The sequence below is a fragment of the Bacillus sp. AY3-1 genome, assembly GCF_008368785.1.
In the GTDB taxonomy this organism is placed as follows: domain Bacteria; phylum Bacillota; class Bacilli; order Bacillales; family Bacillaceae_G; genus Bacillus_A; species Bacillus_A wiedmannii.
The window spans coordinates 117,632-140,465 of the sequence record NZ_QORZ01000018.1 but is presented as its reverse complement, the minus strand read 5'-3'; the positions used below and the strand labels follow the sequence as shown (position 1 = coordinate 140,465).

The following is a 22,834-nucleotide window of genomic DNA, read 5'->3' as shown; positions in this document are numbered from 1 at the left end:
AAATTCCATCTTAATCGTCTTTTATCCCTCATGTACCGTTCTTCTAACAACATACTTATATTACTTTCAAATTCAAATCGTATAAAGTTGTCTTCCATACAGCATATATTTCTTCTTAATCTAAAAAAATCCTTTATAAAAAAGGATTTTTTTACTTCTTCATGCTTTTTAACCACTTCTCAAAAATTTGTACCATTCCATGTTTTCCGGCTAATTTCTCTTCCCCTTGTTTCGTTTTATATGGATATAATTGCAAAAACACACCACATCCAGACTCAATTTTTTTACTATGCATATGACTTCCTGGATATACACAAATAACTTCATAAATGGCCCTTCGATAATAGACTCTCTTTCCATCCTGTTCTTCTACATATTTTATAGACCAGTACTTATACATTTGCTCAGTTGCCTTCGTATTTCCAACGTGCTGAAAAATGTTGTACATTGGGCTATACTTCACTTCAATAATAATAGAAGATTGATATACGTATTTCCCTTCTTCCTTTACATAACAGTCTAAGCGAATGTCTGGCTTCTTCGTATCTTCTCCATTATAAAAATTACTCCCTTTACTTAATGCAATAAGGGGATGAGTTTCAATTAAATCATTAAATGCGACATGTACTCTAATATCATCTCGGTGTAAAACTACTGTCGTTCCATCCTGTAATCCATCTACATAAAAATGTTCTTGAATTTGTTCACGAATGGAATTTCTAGCCTCAAAACCAATTTGCTCTAACATGGAAATAACGATAAAAAAAGCGTAATATTCATACACTAAAAATGTTGGTTTATAAACAAATAATAAAGATGGAGATTGTTCTGTATATTGTGGAAGTACATCTAAATGCTGTAGTAGTTGTTGATGTGGTATCGGTAAATTATGTGAGTACATGTTACCTGTTTCGGAAACTTCTCTCCAAAATGGAGAATGCATTAAAGTTTGAAAGTATTGTACACTTTCATGTACAAAGTGCGCTAATATTTTATATTCTTGTATCTTCATAGAGCTTTTTCGCAAATCCGCCTCTTTTAGTAAATGAATATTTTTATACTTTTGTTTCTCTCTATCGGTCACTGATCCATTACGCTCAATTGTTTGTATAATCGTTTTTACAGCTTGAAATTCTTCTGATTTCTTTCTTTTTGCTCTTTCTAATATTTCAATTGTTTGGCTCAAAAAACTTTCAGCTTCAAGTAAATAGAAATAAAAGTGCATCGCTTTAAATTTAAGAAATGCATTTTCCTTACTATTTTTTTGTTCTATAAACTTACGATTATAATATTTTGCATACGGTTTTCTTTCCGCCACTACGGCTCCTTTTCTCGTTGCTTTCCGCTCTTTTTCTTCCCATTTATATTCATGTATAAATTTTGAACTCGATTCTATTTTCTTAAAAATTTGCTTTATCTTTTTCATTTTTTGCGGCAACTTTCTAAGTAACACTAAATAAGAAGAATCTTCAATATCACTAAGTGCAGAGAAAGTCTTTTTATAATAACCTCTATCTAAAATCAACTCATTCAAAATTGACTTTACATAGTTTTGAATCATTTCAAATTGATCATCAAAAAAATTTTTGGGAACGATTTGAAATGCGCCATAATACGTTCTATCTTCTATATTCACTTCAAAATGATATAATCCACAACGCCATGGATAAAAGAATTCCGTTTTTCCATGTTCATATATTAATACCTTTTGTTTTTTTTCATTTATTTCATATTTTGACTCTTTTATATTTTTCTGTCCCTCATATACTTTATTCCATATAAAAGTAATATTCATTGGACTTTCATAATGGTAATGCAATCTAATTGGTTTTAATTCTTGTACTTTATAAATACATTGAACTAATGCTGTAGTAGATGTACAAAGACGATTTAATAAAATATATTCCCCCTTTGCCTCAGTTCCAATGATTAACTTTAATACAAAAGGGAGTGTTTCTTTCGTATCAACGATTTCTGTTTCATATCGCCCTTCATTTTGCATAGCCATACAGCTCCAGTTCTCTACGCTTTTCTCTTATATATGCTAAAGAGTGTTCAAATGTAGATACTCTGTTTGCAAGTGGCGATTGCAAAAGAGGTAGTAATGTCGCCCCCCTTTTTACGTCTTCAGAAAGTAAAGACCCAACCATCATTTCAGTACCTCTTATTTTCGTCAATACACGTTGCTTAATTTGTAAATCAAATCCCTCTTCTCTACTGATCATATAGGAATGATTATTTTGGAACGGTATATTTTGCAAGTAAGTAGCGATTGCGTTTGCACATCGAAATGAAATTCCCTTTGACATATCATGTGATGACAATACAACATGTAACTTATCTAATAGTTCTAACTCTTCTTCAGAAAACACCTCAATCATCGCTTTATTCCTGACCCAGCTTATACGAAATTCTCCTGCAGTTACTTTCAGAGGTGGTTGTAATACAATTTTCTCTTGTTCCATACACATCTCACAAAACGGAATCTTTTGTAACGTTATTAAATTCGTCCGATCTAATAATCGATCTGAGAGTTCTTTCGTTGTTTCATCAAAATTTACTGTACCTACAAATATAATATTTTCACCAATTTCAATTGTTGATGGAATTGGATTTTCTTTTCCTTGTACACCTTCATACAAATTTAGAATACGGTTTTGCTTTTCAAGTTGAAGAACAGATAGAAATGGAGTAAACCAATGCTCAATATGTGACATATTCATTTCATCAAAAACGATTATATATAGTTGATTTTGATTTTCTTTTGCCTTCATTAACGCCCTAACTAATTTTGTTTCACTTTCAATAAAAGTACCATTTGGGTGAAGGTAACCAAGTAAATCATGTGGTTCTTGATACGATGGTGAAATCGGAATCCAAACCAATTCTTCCCCATACTGTAACCCAAGTGCTTCTGCATAAGCTTGCACAAATCGGGATTTCCCAGCGCCTGGTATACCACCTAGAATCGTCAACATATTTGTTTTCGCACTTATATGGAAATTATAAATGTCCGTTTCATCCAAATATAGCCCTTTATTACGTACAAAACTTTTTACATACTGTAAAAAGACGGATTCACGCTCATCCCATTCCCATTCATCCTTGTGCACTTTTATTTCCTCTACTTCTACATGCTTACCTTCTTCAGTCATTCGTTTTTTTAATTGCTCATACATGTGATTGCTTACAAAATACAATTGATCTTCTACCGCTATTTCCACATACTTCATCCAGTCATTTAAGTCTATATACTTACATTCCCTCTGCTGTTCAAAATATGCGATTGAACTAATTGATGATGACTTTAAAGATATATTTCCATATAACCTTCCATCGTGCCACAATAATTCGGGAGGCTCAAAGTCTTTCGGATATTTTGGCATTAGAAATGACAAATAGCCATTTCCAAGTTTTCTTTCTAAAGACTCTCCTTTTTTGTATTCGGAAACTTTAGGTACTGGAATCATTTTATAGCCATTGGCCATTTCTCGTGGTTCTTCTGCACAAATTAACTCCACGTATATATGTCCTCTTTCATAATAGAGACGAAACATAACCAATTGCTTTTCTAATTTTCTTTTCTTTAATTCCGAAAAGACTTTTTCATTCTTTTTATTGCTACATAAACCTTCAAATACGTATGGTTCATTTTTTAATTGCTCTTGTAACGTGAATGGTATTGGCGATAGGCATTGTACAAAGAAGTTCTCTCCATTCTTCTCTCTCTCTGCTTTTGTAAACTTTCCGATAAACCTCATATAGTACATTCTTTTTATAAAACTTGGCTGAAGAGCTTTATGTAATCTCACCTTCGTCACCTTCTTTTTTTCATACTATTCTTAGTGTATGAAAGAAACGAAAAACTAGAAACAAAAAACCTGACGTTATCCGCCAGGTTCAAAATTAAAACGTATATTAATGAGATAGAAATGCTTTTTTCTCTTGTAAAATGGCATTATGAGCAATTTTCATTTTAGCAAGTACATATCGCAATCGATCTTCAGCGTTTTCATCTGTATTTTGCTGTAATTCCGCCAAATTCTCTACAGCACTCGCTAAATTTTCAATCACTCCTCGTAGTTCAGGATGATGATTAAAAAAGGATTCTTGCACTAATACTTTCCTTACTTCACTCGCTAAATCAACAATTCTGGTTAACTGTTCTTTTTCTTCCATTTTCATCCCTCCTGAATATCTTATGTATTAAATATTCTCTAGACAAAGAAAAAAGCCCTTTATTTAAAAGGACTTTTACATTTTTATATTTCCAGTTAATAACATATAAAGTGATGTGATAGCTGCGATAACAATTGCCCACATTACATATCTCTCAATACCTTTAAAACAACGATTTCCTTTTTCTTTTCTTGCATACATGTAAACAATAATCCCAATTCCATACACGATTGAAACAAGTAATAAATTTTTCAAACCAGCTGCATATAGAAGCCATACAGAATAAGTAGAAGCAATTAAAGCTAACGAGCCGTTTTTTACTTTTGCATCTTTTAGTTCGTTTGTAATAACTAATTTAAATTGGAATAACGCTGATAATAAATATGGTACTAAAATTGATGTTGAAGCAATGAAATACATAATTTGATATGTTGATTCTGAAAACAGAACGATTATAAATATAATTTGGGCAACGCCATTTGAGATCCATAATGCCATATGTGGCGTTTGTTTTTTATTTGTTTTCGTAAAGACTTTCGGAAACACGCCATCTTTTCCTGCTACGTGGGAAATTTCAGAAACAAGTAAAAACCAGCCTATTAATGTACCTACAAGTGAAGCAACTAACCCAATGTTAATCGCAACCGCGCCCCAAGTCCCAACAACATGTTCTAATACATGTCCCATTGACGGGGTTTCTAACACGGAAAGCTCTCCTCTTGTCATCGCTCCCATAGACAAAACAGAAATTAAAATATAAATAGACATTACTAAAATAAGTCCAAGTACTGTCGCTTTACCAACATCTCGGCTATTTTTCGCTCTACCAGATAATACAACCGCTCCTTCAACCCCAATGAAAACCCAAAGAGTTACAAGCATTGTATTTTTCACTTGACCAAGTATAGAGGAAACTGAGATCGTTCCTTCTCCCCAAAAATCATGTGTAAATGTATCCCAGCGAAACGCTGTTACCATTACAACAATAAATAATACGATTGGAACTAATTTCCCTATCGTTGCAATAACATTCATAATAGATGCTTCACGAATTCCAAATAAAATTAGAAAATGAAGTGTCCATAATAAAAGTGATGCACCAACGATAGACGCAACATTATTTCCACCTTTAAAAATGGGGAAGAAATAACCTAATGTACTAAACAGTAACATGATTGTTGCAACGTTTCCTAAAATTCCTGCTAGCCAATATCCCCAAGCACTGTTAAATCCGATATATTCTCCGAAACCAGCACGTGCATAACTATAAATCCCGCCCTCAAGCTCTGGTTTTTGTCTTGCTAACGTTTGATATACGAGCGCGAGTGGAATCATTCCCATCGCTGTAATACACCAGCCAATTATTATAGAGCCGCTATTTGCTCCTACTGCTAAATCATGCGGTAAACTAAAAACACCGCCACCAACCATTGTTCCGACTACTAATGCAATTAATGGAAAAAATCCTAACTTCTTTTCTATTTGTACCACCCCATCTGTCATTCTAGGTGTTATGTTCGTTCAACTATTAAAGTCACCTTTTTCTCTAATAGACGTTTCTCTTATATTTTTTCAGGAAAACATTACTTATTCTAAAAGAAAATGAAGAAAAATGGAATACTTTTTTGAAAAAATGTATAAGTATGCACAAAAAAACCGTTCATTTTGTAATGAACGGTCATTTCATACATATAAATTTGTATATTTCTTGTAAAATTAACGAAGTAAATTCTCTTTTTGTAAAAATTGTTTCGCAACTTCTTCACTACTTTTTCCATTCACATTTACTTCATAATTCATTTTTCGCATTTCTTCATCTGTAATCTTCCCAGATAATGTATTTAATACTTTTTCAAGTTCAGGATATTTCTGTAACGTCTCTTTTCTTAATAATGGTGCACCTTGGTACGGTGGGAATAACCCTTTATCATCTTTTAGCACTGTCAGTCCATACTGCTCCAGTTCACTATCAGTTGAATATGCATCGATTACGTTAACATCCCCTGATTGAATTGCACTATAACGTAGTTTCGGTTCCATCGTTTTCACATTTAAAAACTTATAGTTATATAATTTTTGCATTCCTTTATAACCGTCTTCACGATCAGCAAATTCTAATGTGAATCCTACTTTAGCATCCTGTGCCATTTTTCCTAAATCAGAAATTGTATTTATATTATTTTGATCTGCTATTTTTTTCGGCATAGCTAGTGCATATGTATTGTTATACTCCATCGGCTTTAACATAACCATATTATATTTCTTTTCCATTCCAATGCGAGCCTGCTCATATACTTCATCCCGATTTGTGCTTTTTGGCTCTTCTTTCACGAAAGTAGATAAAGCTGTTCCCGAAAACTCAGGGTATATATCTACTTCTCCTGATTTCAATGCTTCAAATACAAATGCTGTTTTTCCAAGACCTGGTTTTAATTCCACATGTAAATCAGTATCCTGTTCAATAAGCTGCTTATACATTTGAATTAAAATTTCAGGTTCTGATCCAAGTTTTCCGGCAATAACAATATCTTTCTTTTGTGTGTTCCAAAGAAAGGGAGAAGCAATCATTATACAAGTAATACATATCGTCAATATAATACGCTTAGAAGAGCGTTTTGGACTCTCAAGTACTCGAAGTACTACATCAAAGAATAAAGCGAGTAACGCGGCTGGTACGGCCCCTAAAATGATAAGCGCATGATCATTTCGATCGATACCAAGTAATATGAGTTTTCCGAGCCCACCAGCACCTATAAGAGCTGCTAATGTAGCTGTTCCAACAATTAATACCATCGCCGTACGAATACCGGCCATAATAATTGGTAATGCAAGAGGAAGCTCTACCTTCCACAGTCTTCTCCAGCTATTCATCCCCATAGCTCTCGCTGCTTCGATTAAAGATTCATCTAACTCCCTTATTCCTGTATATGTATTTCGTAAAATAGGTAATAGTGCATACACAACTAATGCAATAATGGCCGGGAGTTTTCCAATTCCTACTAACGGAATTAAAAGTCCGAGTAATGCCAGTGATGGCACTGTCTGCATAACCGCAGAAGTTCCTATTATAAATTCAGCCATTCGTTGTTTTCTCGTTAATAAAATGCCAAGTGGCACCGCAATAATTACTGCAAAAAATAGTGAAATAAGCGATATTTGTAAATGCTCACTTAATGCAGTTAGTAATTCTATTTTTCGCTCTTGGAACGTTTGTATAAAATCAGTCACTGTTTAGCCTCTTTCCTTCATTTGTTCAACAATGTAATTAACAATATGACGACTTGTTAAAGCTCCAACATATTGACCATTTTCTTCAACTGGAACGACTTCGTCAGCTCGTACACGAACTAATGCTTCTTGTAAAGAAGAATGCATTGATAGTGCATCCCCTTCTACCCGTATACTTTCATCAAGTGGCAATACATCTTCTATACTTTTCCCCTCATACCAAGGTTGTCCACGATTTCCAATGAACTCTTCTACAAATTCATTTTTCGGATTATGTATAATACCTTCTGGTGTATCTAATTGAACTACTTTTCCTTCTTTCATAATACAAATACGATCTCCAAGTGATAATGCTTCTTGCATATCATGTGTTACGAATACAATTGTTTTTTGAATCTTCTTTTGCAATTGTACGATATCCTTCTGAAGCTGTTCCCTACTTAATGGATCTAACGCACTAAACGGTTCATCCATAAGAACGATTTTCGGGTTTGCGGCTAATGCCCTTACGACACCAATGCGCTGCTTTTGCCCTCCTGACAATTCATCAGGCATACGATCGCGATATACGTCTGGATCTAGCCCGACCATCTGTAGCAACTCATCGACACGAGCTTTTATTTTTTCTTTGCTCCATTTTCTCATTTCAGGAACTACTGCAATATTTTCTGCAATTGTCATATGCGGAAACAAAGCGATTTGCTGCAATACGTATCCTATATTCCAACGCAATTCATTAATATTATATTGTTGAATATCTTTTCCATCGATTAAAATAGATCCTTCAGTCGTTTCAATTAAACGGTTAATCATTTTCATTGTCGTTGTTTTCCCGCAGCCACTCGGACCAATGAGAACAAAAAATTCTCCCTTTTTAATTTCTAAATGCAATGAATCCACTGCTTTCGTGCCATCTTCATACGCTTTTGACACATGATTAAATTGAATCACAAATACAGCTCCTTTAATGTTGTTTCCTTTATTTTGATGGAATACGGCATTCATTTCAAATGATACGCTTTATAATTAAAAAAGAGCTCAAATTTGAGCTCTAACGGTCGAACAATATTGTTTTCATTATTGCAGCATATTCACGTACATACATTTTTTTCTTAGAGCGCATTGGTGTTTCAGCAGCTAGTGCCTCCATCTTCATGCCTAAACGCTTTGCGATTATTTTCGTTCTATATAAATGATACGTATTACTTACAACTACCGCATGTTTCACATCATATAAATCCATACTAAACTTTAAATTCTCATACGTATTTGTAGATTGATCTTCCATTAAAATACGATTCTCATCTATACCATGTACCATTAAATAGTTTCTCATACTTTGAGCTTCCGGTATATCTTCATCTTCTCCTTGACCACCTGAAACGATTACTTTCGCTTCAGGATGAGAAAATAAATATTCCAACGCTACATCCAAACGGTTTTGAAGAGATAACGACGGTCTTTCTCCAAATAACTTTGCGCCTAAAATAAGAACGTATGGAGAGTGATTACTCAATTTTTCACGAGCAACTTTCTTCATTCGAAACGTCATATAAAGAATGTATAGTGGTGGTAATAATAAGATTATAAGCAAGATCCATTTGTTCATAAATAAATTTGCACTCCCTTTCTTTTTATTATATAGAAAAAGATAGGAAGGCAGAAGTACTTTTTATACGATTGATTTATCACTCCACTCCTAGTTGTTTTTTCACCTCTTTATATACGCTCATATATGCTTTTAATTCTTTAACTAAATCATGAATTAATGGTTTTGCATCTTCTCCCAGTTCACCGTCTTGTACATGAAGTCCATCAAGCACAACTTGTTTTGGGATTGCATTTGCGTACACCCCTCTAGCAACAATACGCATACTGTTTAATGCGTTAATGCCACCTTTACCGCCTCCAGCAATTGCAAGTAATGCGACAGGTTTATGAACAAATTCACTACTGCTTAAGTAATCTAACGAATTTTTCAACGCTCCACTCATTGCATTATGATATTCAGGTGTACATAGTACTACACCGTCTGCAGTTTTCACTAATGCCTTTAATTTTTTTACCGCTTCTAATTCACGTTGTGATTCTTCCCCGTTATATAAAGGCAGTTCCTCTACTGATAAATCGTATAACTCCCCTTCAAATTGATCAGCAATATATTTTGCCACCACACGAGTTCTACCGAATTTTCTTGGCGTACCGTTAATAACGACTAGTTTCATAATTATTTCTCTCCTTTGTTTTTCAGTTACACTCATATATTATCAGAAATTTCTATACAAAACACAATATAAAGAGGGAACTAGCTTGATAAAATAGTATGATAGACGAAAAAAAGAACTCATACGAAAGTAGGAGTTCTTCACAATTAATTTTCTTCCGCTTTATCGCTCAGTATGTCTATGCTTCTTTTTGCTTCAAAATGGTTATACGCTTTTTCTGCTAATTTAATACGTTCTTCTGGTAATTCTATATATTTCATAACGTTTTCTATTATTTTTTCATACGGAGTAAACACTATTCCTGGCCACTCTATCTCGTCCTCGGGATTACTATTTTCAGAGATAATAAATTTCTTATTTGCCACTGCATAAGAAACTCGAGGAGTTTCAAGAATACCCGATAAGTAAAAATGAATATTTAATATAATTTTAGACCTAGCAATCAACTCATTTCTAACAATTCCCCACGCATTATTTTTAAAAACAATATTTAAATTCGGGGCAACTACTTTTAATTGATTAAAAATAGCTTGTCGCCTTGGGTTAAGAGCACCTATAAACAGTATATCGATGTCTTCAGTTAACTCTTCATCAAATGCATCTTTTTTTATTTCTAGAGTTGGGGCATAGTTCATTTCCACATGTTTTATTTCTTTTCCTACTCCTTTTTGTTTTAACCATTCTATATTTTGTTTACTATAATCCCAAATTTCCTTATCTTTTAATAACATTAAATAAAGAGGATGCGCATAAGGGCTTCCTTCATATAGCTGTTCTAAATTATAAACAATTGCATTTTTTGGTAGTAGATTCGGATTATGTGCGTACGTATGCGCTCCAAAAACAATTGTATTTTTCACATTTTCTAGTATTGTTTCTGAAATAATTGCTGTATTTCCCTCCTGCTCCAATCGCCATTTCAAAGCTCGCGCAACATCTATAAAACTACCATACGTCTTTGGGCATATAAAAAGACAATAATCATATTCTTTATTCAAATAAGCTTCCATTAGTCTTAAATTATTTTTATATAAATCCACATCCGGATATCTAATTAAAAGCTCACTTGCATGTTTTTTTGCTACTTTATACATTCCAGCATAATAAGCAGCAATGCACCTTCTTAATTCGATTTTTTGCCGATGCTCTTCTGCTACGTCCATGTCTATAAGGAGATTTGCGATACAATACGCTTTTAAATGATCACGATCATAATAATAATCTAGTAGTGGCATCAATTCTTCATACGTATTTCCATGCACGGATTCCCCTAGTTCTAGCGCCCATCGTATTAATTCCATGATTACTCCACTACTCCTTTAACCGACAATGTATTTAATAAAATTTCGCATTACTTTCTACCATATTTGCTATATGCAACGGTAGCTCTTCTTTTCTCGATTCCAAATATTTTTGTGATACTGCACCTAAATGTTTTTTATGCGGTATATAAAAAGCACTTATAGAAATCTCATAGTCAAATAAGTAATCATACACATGATAATCTACAAATAGCAGATCATTTTTCGGAAAAGGAATTTCCTTCCCTTGCAACGCATACATCAAAGCAATATTATTTTGAGATTTTAATCGATACATTCTTGCAAGTTGGTATAATGGCTCAGCCCGAGTTGGTCTATATTCCCACGCTTTTTGAAAATAAAGAATAGCTAATGCTGTATATTGCTCTTCTTGCGCCTTAGCATTTTCTTTTTCATCCACTTCTGTTACCTCATATTGTTTATTTGCTGAACGGTTTGCTAATTGTTCATAACAAAATCCTATTCGCAATAACGAATAGAACACCTCTTCAACCCATCCACCTGCTTCCACTCTTTTTTTGTACCATTTAATCGAATCTTCAAATTGACTTAAATGAAAATAAGTTTGGGCTAAGTAAAATAAATATCTTATATGCAAATCTGGCGTTGTTTCTGGATCACTCAATCCTTGTAACAACAACCGCTCATCTCTCTCAAATTTATCAGCTTTACTACCACCATCCCCAGGATCGTTAACGACAAGCGTCTCTAACCTAGCTACCCTCGTATTGTAATTCGCACCAACTTTGGAACGATCTATATCCCAATACTCATGAGTAACACCGACAGATTTCCATGGTAAAGAAGCTTTCAAAAGGCGTGTAAGCCAATACTTAATATGAATATCATATTGCATTGTAAGATAGTGGTCTTCCGTTAAACTAGTCTTATCAAACTCGGGATCAACTTCTAATATCATATCTGCATCTAATATTAATAAATAATCTGCTTCTGGATATGTTTTTTGTGCTAATGAAACTGCTAAACTTCTGTTATAGCCAAAATTTTGAAATGGTTCATGATGAACTGTTCCAGGGATTTCATTTTCTTCACACCAATTTTCAATAATTTCAGGTGTATTATCAGTTGATCCCGTATCACAAATAGAAACAAAATCTACAATTGATTTTGTAGCATTTAAACATCTTTCCATAATTCTAGACTCGTTTTTAACAATCATACAAAGACATAACTTTTTTTCTTCCCCTGCATTCTTCACTTGCTCATTTCCCATTTAACCACCTCATATTTTATTAACACGCTCTTTTCATATGTAACACCACTTCATAGCTACACTGATGACATAATCATCCTTTTACTATTTATGAAAATTTCATTTTATTTATTCTTATTTTTATGTTGGGACATCTTTCATGCTTCACTATATATTTGATACAATCAGTACAAATAAACAATGATTGATTGATATTTTTAAATTAGAGATTTCTTACACTATAAAAAAAGAAACTTGCGCCTATGCACAAGTTTCTTTTTAAAAACAACCTTATTTTTTCACAACTTCATGTCCACCGAACTGATTACGAAGAGCTGAAACTACTTTTCCGTGGAATGTATCATCTTCTTGAGAACGGTAGCGCATAAATAATGACATTGCGATTACCGGTGCTGCCGCTTGAAGTTCAAGTGCCGTTTCCACAGTCCATTTCCCTTCTCCTGAAGAGTTCATCACACCTTTAATGCCATCAAGTTTAGGATCATCTGCAAATGCCTTTTCAGTTAAGTCCATTAACCAACCGCGGATAACTGATCCGTTTGCCCATACTTTAGCAACATCTTCATAATTGAAATCAAAATCACTTTTATCTAACACTTCAAAGCCTTCAGCGATTGCTTGCATCATTCCGTATTCAATACCGTTATGAACCATTTTTAAGAAATGACCACTTCCGACGCGGCCTGCATAAGAATACCCATTCTCTACTGCTAAATCTTTAAATAAAGGTTCTAATTGATCGTAAATTTCTTTTTCTCCACCAACCATTAAGCAAGCACCGTATCTAGCTCCTTCTACACCGCCTGATGTACCGATATCTACGTAATGTAAACCAAAACTTTTCGCTTCTTCAGCACGGCGTAACGTATCTTTATAGAATGAATTCCCGCCTTCAATAACGATATCGCCTTCCTCTAATAATGGATATACATCTTTTAGTACCGATTCAACAACTTCTCCCGCAGGTACCATTACCCAAATTTTACGAGGAGCTTCTAGTTCAGCAATCATTTCTTTTAATGTATGACGAGCGGTAATCCCTATTGCCCCTGCCTTTTCAACAAGCTCTTTATTAACGTCATATACCACTACTTCATGCTTGTCTTCATATAAATGTTCTGCTAATGGGAATCCCATTTTTCCTAATCCAATTAAACCTAGTTTCATATTAATCAATCTCCCATTCTATACAAATATATTTAATAACGAAATGAGTCCAAGTGCTACAACAGATAATATCGTCTCCATTGCAGTCCATGTTAATAATGTTTCTTTCACAGTCATTCCGAAATATTCTTTAATCATCCAAAATCCAGAATCATTTACATGTGATAAAATTAATGACCCTGCACCTGTTGCAAGTGCTAGTAGTTCAACATTTACACCTGGTGTACTTGCTGCAATCGGCGCAACAATACCAGCTGCTGTCATCATAGAAACCGTTGCCGATCCAGTTGCGATTCGGATAAGTGCCGCAATTCCCCAGCCTAATAATATCGGTGAAATATGAGATTCTTTCGCCATTTCTGCGATTGTCGTTCCAATTCCAGAATCTAATAATACTTTATTAAATGCGCCGCCTGCACCGATAACTAACAGTATGTTCGCAATAGGCCCAAGGCAATCGTTTGTAAATTGTAATACTTTATCCTTTGAGAAACCTTTTGCATAACCAAGACTAAAGAAAGAGTATATCGTTGCAATTAATAACGCGACGATTGGATCTCCAATAAAGTGCAATACTTGTGCAAGTTGACTTGTTTTGTTTAGTGCTACTTCCGCAATTGATGCACCTAGCATTAGAAATACTGGAAGTAAAATTGTAAACAATGTATTTCCGAAACTAGGAAGCTCCTTCTTCTTATCTCTTTCAATAAATTGCTCCGCTATATCTAATGGTACTTCTTTATGTATACGAGCACCAATCCATTTCCCGTAAAGCGGACCTGAAATGATTGCAGTTGGAAGTCCGACGATTAAAGCATATAAAATTGTCTTCCCTACATCTGCTTTAAAAATACCTACTGCTGCCATCGCTGCTGGATGCGGTGGCACGAGTCCGTGTACAACAGATAGTCCTGCTACTAGTGGAATACCGATTGTAATAAGTGATACCCCTGTTTCTAACGCAATTGTAAATACTAATGGAATTAGTAGTACAAATCCAACTTGGAAAAATACTGGAATCCCTACTAAAAATGCAACGAACATCATCGCCCAGTGAACACGTTTCTTCCCAAAGCGATCTATTAATGTGGTAGCAATTCGTTCAGCACCGCCAGATTCGGCCATCATTTTTCCTAGCATGGTTCCTAATGCTAATACTATCGCTAAAAACCCTAACGTATTACCAAGCCCTAGTTTAATAGAATCGATAATCCCTGGATCTTTTGGTGAAGTTCCAATCAATGGCATTCCCATTGCTAGTCCTACACCAATTGCTGTTAAAATTAACGCGACAAACGGATGCCATTTTACTACTGTAATAAGTAAAAGTAGTATGACAACTGCCGCTAGTACGATTCCAACTACCATTTCTCCCAATCCCCCTATTGTTTACGTTGGAAAGCAGCTATACAATCAAATTCTTCTTTCAAGCGATTGTAAAGTCGTTCATACATATAAAACATTTCTAAATATATAGCCGTATTTTCTTTATTCGGTACATGATGGTGAACAATATCAATCCAATCCTTTACCTCTTCAAGAGAATCAATTTTTCCTACAGCATATAAAGCAACTGCCGCTGCCCCAAGCGCAGATGCTTCATGACTTTCAGGAACAAGCAATTCTTTTCCCATCATATCGGATAACATTTGTCTCCAAAATGCAGATTTCGCAAAACCTCCTGAAACGCGTATTTCAGTAAGTGGCCCTGTACAATCCCTGATTGCGAGTGCAACAGAATATACGCTCATACAAACACCTTCCATGACTGCACGTATAAAATGTTCTCGTTTATGCTGAAGGTTTATTCCAAAGAATGTACCACGAGCATTTGCATTCCAGTACGGTGCACGCTCTCCAGATAAAAACGGTAAAAATAGCAATCCACCCGCTCCAGCTGGTACACTTTCCGCATACTTAATTAATAAATCATACGGATCAATGCCAAGTTTTTTTGCTACTTCTTGCTCTGGGCTACCAAATTCATCACGTAACCATCTCAGTAATATTCCGCCGTTATTCGTTGGTCCGCCGATCACCCAGTGCTCGTCTGTTAATGCATAACAAAACGTTCTTCCTTTTTCATCTGTATTAACACTTGATGAAATTGTTCGAACCGCACCACTTGTACCAATTGTAATTGCAGCTGAGCCAGGCGATATTGCCCCAACGCCCACATTCGCAAGAACACCATCACTTGCACCAATAACAACTGGCGTATCTTCACGAATACCCATCTTTTGTGCTAATTCCGGTTTCATACCCGACAAAATATATGTAGTTGGCACTGGTGTTGATAATTGTTCTGGTGACATATGTAACAACGTTAAAACATCTTCATCCCAGTTTAATGTTTCTAAATTAAATAACCCAGTAGCTGATGCTATTGAATAATCCACTACGTAACATGAAAACAATTGATACATAACATACTCTTTAATGGAAATAAATTTATATGCGCTCGCATATAATTCTGGCTCTTCCTCTTTCATCCACAATAATTTAGAAAGTGGCGACATCGGATGAATTGGTGTACCCGTTCGTCTATAAATTTCATGACCATTCATATGTTGTAATAATTTTTCTGACTGTTTCGTACTTCGATTATCTGCCCAAATGATAGAACGCGTTAATGGTGCACCGTTTTTATCTACTGCAATTAATGCGTGCATTGCTGTACTAATACCGATTGAAGAAATATCCTCTGGTAACACGTTACCCTTCCGGATGGCAACGCTTACAGTTTTATATACAGCAGCACATATTACATCAGGATCTTGCTCAGCCCATCCGACATTCGGTTGAATAATTGGATAATCAACTGCATGTGATGCAACGACTTTTCCTTTTTCTGTAAACACAACCGTTTTTGTACTTGTGGTACCGATATCAATCCCGATTACTCTCCCCCTTGTTTCCATGCGAATCTTCCCTTCGTTTCTAGCAAAATACGATCTAGTAAACCGTTTACATGAATTAGTATATAAAATATTTTTTCGTTAATCAAGTTTTAAAAAGAAAATTTTTTTCATAACAAAAAATATATCCCCCTCATTCCATTTCACTTACATACTAAATTTAGATTTTCCCCGCGGTAAAGTTGCGTTATATTCGTTACATTTCGCAACACACTCACACTCTCTTTTTCTTTCATTAACAACACATACATAGTTCTTCCTTACGTTCTACTCATTTGCATGAAAAAGAGTTGAGAAGCAATATTCATTTTTAAGGGTCACTTTACATAACCATCAAGCTAAGAAAAATGATTAGTGACCCTTCTTTTTATACAAGTCCGAAAAATAAGGGATATTTTTAAAAGATTATTAAGTAGGCAATAGTTAATTGATTAGGCCAGTATTTTTATTCTTCACTAATAAAGGGAGCAATTATCTTTTTTTCATGAGAAGATAACACGATATTTGTTGATGGCGTACCATATTGCATCGAATCATCAATAAATTTTTCTAAACTTTCTACAGAATACGTTGCTAATTTGACAATATAGCTAATTTCCCCTGCTACTCTGTAACACTCAATTACATCTGGATGATTATAGCAAAAGTTAGATAATGATTTACAATTCGTTGATTTAAACAATATAAGTGCAGAAATTGGACGATTAATTTTTTTTAGAGAAACACGTGCATGGTAACCTTCAATAATCTGTTGCTCCTCTAACTTCCTTACTCGCTCAGTTACTGACGGAGAAGATAAGTGAACTGCTTCAGCTAAATCCTTCATTGAAATTTTTGCATTTGACTGTAATAACCCCACGATTTTTTTATCAATTTGATCCATAAACTATCCAACCTTTTTTTATAAAATAGAATAACCTAAATTCTTTATATAATAAAGCCAAACAATTGAATATCCTTATTTAACTTATTCATCAGCTTTTTATATTTATATAAAATAAGGATATTAGGAGGCGATTTACGATATGAAAAAGATTTTATTATTATTAGCTGACGGATTTGAAGCAGTAGAAGCTAGTGTATTTACAGACGTACTAGGCTGGAATAAGTGGGAGGGTGATGGATCGACCGAGGTCATAACAGCTGGTCTTCGGGATAAATTAACCTGTACTTGGAATTTTACTGTCATACCCGAAAAAACGGTTGATAATATTCAATTGGATGAGTTTGATGCACTAGCTATTCCAGGAGGGTTTGAAGAAGCTGGTTTTTATCGGGATGCATTCAGTAAAGAATTCTTACATGTTATTCAACATTTTCATGTCAAACAGAAGCCTATTGCAAGTATTTGTGTTGCATCATTAGCGCTTGGTAAAAGTGGAATTCTTATAGATAAAAAAGCTACCACATACAGTCATCCAACGAGTAAACGAAAAGAGCAGTTAAAGAATTTCGGTGCAAAAGTACAAAATGATTTAATTGTTCAAGATGGAAATATTATTACATCTTCAAATCCAGGTACAGCTTTTGATGTTGCATTTTTATTACTTGAAAAATTAACATCTAAACAGAACGCTAAACATGTAAAGAATCTTATGGGGTTTTAAACATTAAACTTCAACAAAGAGTTTAAACATTAAACTTCAACAAAGAGATAATTCTAGAGCTTGTTAGAATTATCTCTTTGTTGAACCACAGGTGCCCTCCTAGGAATTCATTGATCCCTAGGAGTTTTTTAAATTTCCTACACGTAGCCTAAAAGAAGAAACCATCTCGTCTAAAATTAACTTTGCATCAGCTTAGCTTTATCGCGCTGAAGTCGCGTAACATAGCCGCTACCTCTCCAAATAAGAATTCTGTACATTTTGCTCTATTAATTGTTTTTGGTTCACTCATCCTATTACCTTAATAAACTTAGAGCGCGGATCCTACTATAACTTTATTAACTTGTAAATATATGTTCCATACTATAAAATCTAATAGTATTTTTATTTTTCAGAAAAATAAAACAATATTTTAGACTTTATTGTATAATGTTGTAAAAAGATGTCGGAGGGATTTAATGTTACATAAAATATCTCAATTCACAATTAAGCTTTCATCAATTCTTTTATCACTGTTACTATTATTAAATTTACCTTATTTATTTATCACTCAACAAGGATTCACCTTTCAACCAATTTATTTTTTTAACCAGATCGTTACTATGTTAAAACAGGTTTTCTCACCTGAATCATTGTTGGTTATAGGATCAGACCCAAAGTTTGGTCATTTAAAAACAACACCATTATTTCCAACTGTTTTAGAACCTTACCTATATTCGTTTATTGTATTATTTGTGGCCTTTTTGCTTGCGCTCTTTATCTCATCTAGCATGGCATTTTTTTATTTTTTAGCAAAAGATTATATAAAAAAATGGATAAACCGAATTGTGTTCATATTAGAAGCTGTCCCTGATATGATGATGATGATTTGTTTGCAAATATTTTTCATTTGGGTACTTAAGAAATTTGGGGAAGCTCCTTTCACCATTATTTCTTTTAATGAAAATCGTGCTTATTTACTCCCTATTTTATCTTTAGCGGTCTTACCTACATTACAAATGTTTCGGATGATGGTGTTATACATACAAGAAGAACATGGAAAACATTACGTAGAGGTTGCATATGGAAAAGGGTTTTCATCAAGTTATATACTATGCATTCATTTATTCAAAAATATATCTATCCACTTTTTCCACCATTTAAAAACGATTTTTGTTTTCTTACTTTCTAACTTATTCATTTTAGAATTTGTTTTTAATATGCAAGGCATTATTCAATTTTTATTTAAAAAGGCGTTTATTTCACCTCCAGCTGCATTTATCATACTTGTCATGATTATCTTACCGTTTTATACCATTTTTCAAATAACCTCTTTCATGATGAATAGATGGCAAAAGCAATTGAAAGGAGCAACTTTATGAAATCTATTTGGAAATCAAAACGCTTTTTAATCGGCTTTACTTATTTATTCATACTTGTTTCAGCTAGTTTTATTTATAGTTGGTTCTTTAAAGATAACATCCCAAAACCTCCTCAGTTACTTTACAATGACAATAACGAATTACTTGGAAAGGCCCCCTTTCCACCATCGTTAATACCGCCTTTTGGATCTGATCGTTTTGGAGAATCTGTTTTCTTACAAATTATAGAAGGAGCAAAATTTACCATTTTATTAGCCGTGGCAATTAGCTTCTTTCGAATTTTATTCGGAACATGTATAGGGATCCTCTTAAGTTTATATGCTCCAAAATTCAAGAGATTTTTCCAGTCATGCTCAGAAGTTTTTTACTATATTCCTACTTTATTTATCGCATTTATACTCATCACGCCCGTTAATATTGTAATCATATCAAATGCTGATAGATTAGATCCAAATATTTCATTTGCGTTTTATCAAGTACTCGTACTTATTTTCGTCGCTCTGCCTACACTTTCTTTATATATATCCTCAGAGGTTGATGAATTTATGAAACAAGATTACATTTTAAGTTCCCAATTGCTAGGGGCTAGCCGTTTTCATATTATCAAAAAACACTTACGAGTCTTATTACTTGATCGCTTATTTGTGTTATTCATGGAACATATCGTCCAAGCACTCATACTCGTTATCCATTTAGCGTTGCTTGATATTGTAATTGGCGGGATACAAATGCGTGAACTCTATGACGGAGTACTCAAACCTGTTTCTCTATCTAATGATTGGGCAGGCCTTATTGGATTAAATCGTTATGAAATGAATATTTCATGGTGGATTATTTTGTATACTCTCGTTTCATTCTTTATTACGATTCTATTTATAAAGCTTATGACAATCGGGATTCAAGATGCACTGAAAGCAAGAGATTCGCAAGTTGTAGCAATTCAAACCGTTCCAAATCATAAAAAATTTGTTAAAAGTAAAGATTCTTTTTCGTTTGTAGATAAAGTGAACCTTTAATCCTTTCTCGTTAGTCGACATTGATAGTAGTGGAATGCAAAGAAGATGATTCCTGTTGAATGCAGGGATCATCTTCTTTCTGCCGTCTAACTTTTTTACATGTCTTTAGCTAGACTCATGCTTTTTATATTTAAAATGAATTATTTGCAATCACAATTATGCTGTTTAAAATCGATTACCATACGCCCTTGAATTCTACCTTGTTCCATTTCTTCGAATACATTTTGTACTTTATCTAGAGAACAAGTTTGAACAACCGGCACTACTTTTCCTTCTGCACCGAACATGAATGCCTCTTCTAAGTCTTTACGAGTACCGACTAGAGAACCAACTACTTCAATTCCATCTAGTACAAGTCGCGGAATGTTTAAATCCATAGTTTCTACTGGTAAACCTACTGCAACGACTTTACCACAAGCACGTACTGCATCAACTGCTGAATTGAACGCTACTTTAGAAACGGCTGTTACTACAGCAGCATAAGCACCACCAAACTCATCTTGAACAATCTTATCAGCAGGACCTTGAGAAATTGGATTGATAGTCATATCCGCACCAACCTCTTTTGCTAACGCTAATTTATCGTCATTAATATCTACTGCAATTACCTTTGCACCAAATACGTTTTTAGCATATTGGATAGCTAGGTTACCTAATCCACCACACCCATAGATGACGATAGGTTGACCAGGTTTAATGTCTGATACTTTTATTGCTTTATATGTAGTTACGCCCGCACATGTGATTGATGATGCTTGAGCAGGATCTAATCCTTCTGGTACTTTCACAGCATAATCAGCTGTAACAATACATTGTTCTGCCATACCACCATCTACTGAATAACCAGCATTCTTAACTTCACGGCAAAATGTTTCTCTACCAGTTATGCAATATTCACAACGTCCACAAGATTGGAACATCCATGCAATACTTACACGGTCACCTACCTTTAGTGAAGTTACATCATCAGCAATTTTCGTAACAATACCTACACCCTCATGACCAAGAATACGGCCATCTGTATTTCCAAAATCATGATTTGCAACGTGTAAATCAGTATGACAAACTCCACAATACTCTACATCCACTAGCGCTTCACCTGAGTGTAACGGACGCAATTCCTTTTCAATAACTTCAATGTTTGCTTTACTATTTTTATTTACTACTACTGCTTTCATATGTGATCTCCCCTTTAGTGTTTTAGAATTTTAATGAGTTCATCTCACAACTTCTACCTGCACTGTTTCGGCCAATTATTGCACCAAATTTAAATGTTCAATCATCATTACACGTTCATCATAACATGTAATTTTAAAAGCTTATTGTTAAATATTGAACAATATTTGAATTATTAACCAAATGTTTTCTTACTATATTTGAAGGGAAAACTGAGATTTCATCTATGTATCGTTTATTAGAATTCAAGATGCGAAGTAATAAATAAAGATTTTTTAATATAGGAAATTATTATCATCATATTTTCAAAAAAGATTATAACGAGTAAACCTAGATTATATATCATCAAACTATTGACCAATATAAAAAGCCCTTCAACTGAAGGACTTTTTATATTCGTTTCATCGAAATTGTTTCACGTATACTTTGTAAATTTTGCAATGTCTCTTCTTGGCGTTGTAACGATAACCCAACGTATAAAGTATCTAACAAACTTAACTGTGCTAATCTTGATGAACTTGCTTCTGTACGGAATTCCGTCTCACGTGTTGAAGTATATAATGTAATATTAGCAAGTTGACTTAATGCTGATTTCTGATAGCTCGTAATTGCAATAATGCGAGCTCCTCTTGCTTTTGCTACTTCTAACGCTTCCAGTAACCCTTTATTGCTACCAGAATGAGAAATTGCAATTACCACTGCTTCTTTAGTAAGTAAACCCGCACCCATAATTTGAAAATGTGAATCTGTATGAGCAATACAAGAAATACCCGTTCTCATAAATTTATGATATGCATCCATCGCTATAATACCAGAACCACCATTTCCATAAAACTCAATACGACTTGCATCTTGCAATACCTTTACGGCTTGCTCTAGCGCTGTATCATTTAACAAATGCAATGTATCTTGCAGTCCTGTAATATGCGAATGAAAAACTTTTTTAGCAACAGTTACCATACTATCTTCTGCCGATACTTCTTCATGAATATTTTGCATAGGAGTATGTACAATTTCACGAGCTAATGTAATCTTTAAATCTTGAAACCCTTGAAAACCGAGGTGCTTACATAAGCGGAATATCGTAGCTTCAGAACTATTCGTAACTTCAGCTAATTCTGTAATAGATTTATGTACAACATCTTGTGGATGTTTCAATATATGTTCGGCAATACTTCGCAATTTCGGTGATAAACCATTTAACGAAGCCTGAATCTTTCCAATCCCACTTCTTGTACCTGGCATAGCATATCTTCCCCTTCCATCGTAGTTTTATTGTACCTAATTATAGAAAGAAGAAAAACCTTTATTTAGCACTACTATAAATTGAAACTTTAATCAGTGAGAGTATTGTACATCTCCCACTAATTATAAGCCCGCAAATAGCGGGATAAATTTTAAATA

The 22,834-nt window shown here is 34.2% G+C and carries 19 protein-coding genes; 3 read left to right on the top strand and 16 right to left on the bottom strand.

The features are described from left to right. Nucleotides 1-151 precede the first annotated feature (151 nt). The 14 genes from DN389_RS19605 to DN389_RS19540 form a co-directional block, all read right to left on the bottom strand. Nucleotides 152-2,002 (bottom strand): hypothetical protein, encoded by a 1,851-nt coding sequence (locus DN389_RS19605; RefSeq protein ID WP_001178709.1) that lies wholly within the window; start codon nt 2,000-2,002, stop codon nt 152-154. Beyond that, entirely contained in the window at nt 1,992-3,812 is a 1,821-nt protein-coding gene (locus tag DN389_RS19600; protein ID WP_046959329.1) for an AAA family ATPase, read from the bottom strand. The genes DN389_RS19605 and DN389_RS19600 overlap by 11 nt, the downstream gene beginning before the upstream one ends. A 106-nt stretch (nt 3,813-3,918) precedes the next feature. Continuing rightward, entirely contained in the window at nt 3,919-4,179 is a 261-nt protein-coding gene (locus DN389_RS19595; RefSeq protein ID WP_098190127.1) for a LemA domain protein, read from the bottom strand. A gap of 75 nt (nt 4,180-4,254) precedes the next feature. After that, on the bottom strand, nt 4,255-5,682 hold the full coding sequence (locus DN389_RS19590) for a basic amino acid/polyamine antiporter (protein ID WP_000129474.1): 1,428 nt from the start codon (nt 5,680-5,682) through the stop codon (nt 4,255-4,257). 213 nt (nt 5,683-5,895) lie between these two features. After that, a complete protein-coding gene (locus tag DN389_RS19585; RefSeq protein ID WP_046955702.1) occupies nt 5,896-7,407 on the bottom strand; it encodes an ABC transporter permease/substrate-binding protein in 1,512 nt (503 codons plus the stop codon). 3 nt (nt 7,408-7,410) lie between these two features. Further along, nucleotides 7,411-8,358, bottom strand: a complete 948-nt coding sequence (locus DN389_RS19580) for an ABC transporter ATP-binding protein (protein ID WP_149237491.1) — start codon at nt 8,356-8,358, stop codon at nt 7,411-7,413. A gap of 100 nt (nt 8,359-8,458) precedes the next feature. Continuing rightward, a complete protein-coding gene (locus tag DN389_RS19575; protein ID WP_149237490.1) occupies nt 8,459-9,016 on the bottom strand; it encodes a YdcF family protein in 558 nt (185 codons plus the stop codon). A gap of 79 nt (nt 9,017-9,095) precedes the next feature. After that, nucleotides 9,096-9,632, bottom strand: a complete 537-nt coding sequence (locus DN389_RS19570; protein WP_149237489.1) for an NADPH-dependent FMN reductase — start codon at nt 9,630-9,632, stop codon at nt 9,096-9,098. 146 nt (nt 9,633-9,778) lie between these two features. Beyond that, on the bottom strand, nt 9,779-10,933 hold the full coding sequence (locus DN389_RS19565) for a CgeB family protein (protein WP_149237488.1): 1,155 nt from the start codon (nt 10,931-10,933) through the stop codon (nt 9,779-9,781). 34 nt (nt 10,934-10,967) lie between these two features. Next, entirely contained in the window at nt 10,968-12,188 is a 1,221-nt protein-coding gene (locus DN389_RS19560; RefSeq protein WP_087982498.1) for a tetratricopeptide repeat-containing glycosyltransferase, read from the bottom strand. A 270-nt stretch (nt 12,189-12,458) separates the two neighbouring features. Continuing rightward, nucleotides 12,459-13,355, bottom strand: a complete 897-nt coding sequence (gnd, locus tag DN389_RS19555; RefSeq protein ID WP_088092666.1) for a phosphogluconate dehydrogenase (NAD(+)-dependent, decarboxylating) — start codon at nt 13,353-13,355, stop codon at nt 12,459-12,461. Between the two features lie 18 nt (nt 13,356-13,373). Further along, nucleotides 13,374-14,723: a GntP family permease gene (locus DN389_RS19550; RefSeq protein WP_141547252.1), complete on the bottom strand. Its 1,350-nt coding sequence runs from the start codon at nt 14,721-14,723 to the stop codon at nt 13,374-13,376. Between the two features lie 14 nt (nt 14,724-14,737). Beyond that, the gene (gene gntK, locus DN389_RS19545; protein WP_097890794.1) at nt 14,738-16,276 is read right to left on the bottom strand and encodes a gluconokinase; all 1,539 of its coding nucleotides are present in this window, start codon (nt 16,274-16,276) and stop codon (nt 14,738-14,740) included. 442 nt (nt 16,277-16,718) lie between these two features. After that, on the bottom strand, nt 16,719-17,156 hold the full coding sequence (locus DN389_RS19540; RefSeq protein ID WP_060488643.1) for an Lrp/AsnC family transcriptional regulator: 438 nt from the start codon (nt 17,154-17,156) through the stop codon (nt 16,719-16,721). 142 nt (nt 17,157-17,298) lie between these two features. On the opposite strand from DN389_RS19540, the gene DN389_RS19535 reads away from it, so the two are divergent. The 3 genes from DN389_RS19535 (at nt 17,299) to DN389_RS19525 (ending at nt 20,254) form a co-directional block, all read left to right on the top strand. After that, nucleotides 17,299-17,880, top strand: a complete 582-nt coding sequence (locus DN389_RS19535) for a DJ-1/PfpI family protein (protein ID WP_088080590.1) — start codon at nt 17,299-17,301, stop codon at nt 17,878-17,880. Between the two features lie 455 nt (nt 17,881-18,335). Further along, nucleotides 18,336-19,238, top strand: coding sequence for an ABC transporter permease subunit (locus DN389_RS19530; protein WP_087982507.1), 903 nt, complete (start codon nt 18,336-18,338; stop codon nt 19,236-19,238). After that, complete coding sequence (locus tag DN389_RS19525) at nt 19,235-20,254, top strand: ABC transporter permease (RefSeq protein WP_142343513.1); 1,020 nt, start codon at nt 19,235-19,237, stop codon at nt 20,252-20,254. Before DN389_RS19530 ends, DN389_RS19525 begins: the two co-directional genes overlap by 4 nt. 140 nt (nt 20,255-20,394) lie before the next feature. Here the strand turns inward: DN389_RS19525 and adhP are convergent, their stop codons facing one another. Together adhP and DN389_RS19515 are read right to left on the bottom strand one after the other, a co-directional pair. Further along, a complete protein-coding gene (gene adhP, locus DN389_RS19520; protein ID WP_088609141.1) occupies nt 20,395-21,432 on the bottom strand; it encodes an alcohol dehydrogenase AdhP in 1,038 nt (345 codons plus the stop codon). A gap of 388 nt (nt 21,433-21,820) precedes the next feature. Then, complete coding sequence (locus tag DN389_RS19515) at nt 21,821-22,675, bottom strand: MurR/RpiR family transcriptional regulator (protein ID WP_088063262.1); 855 nt, start codon at nt 22,673-22,675, stop codon at nt 21,821-21,823. Between the last annotated feature and the right edge of the window lie 159 nt (nt 22,676-22,834).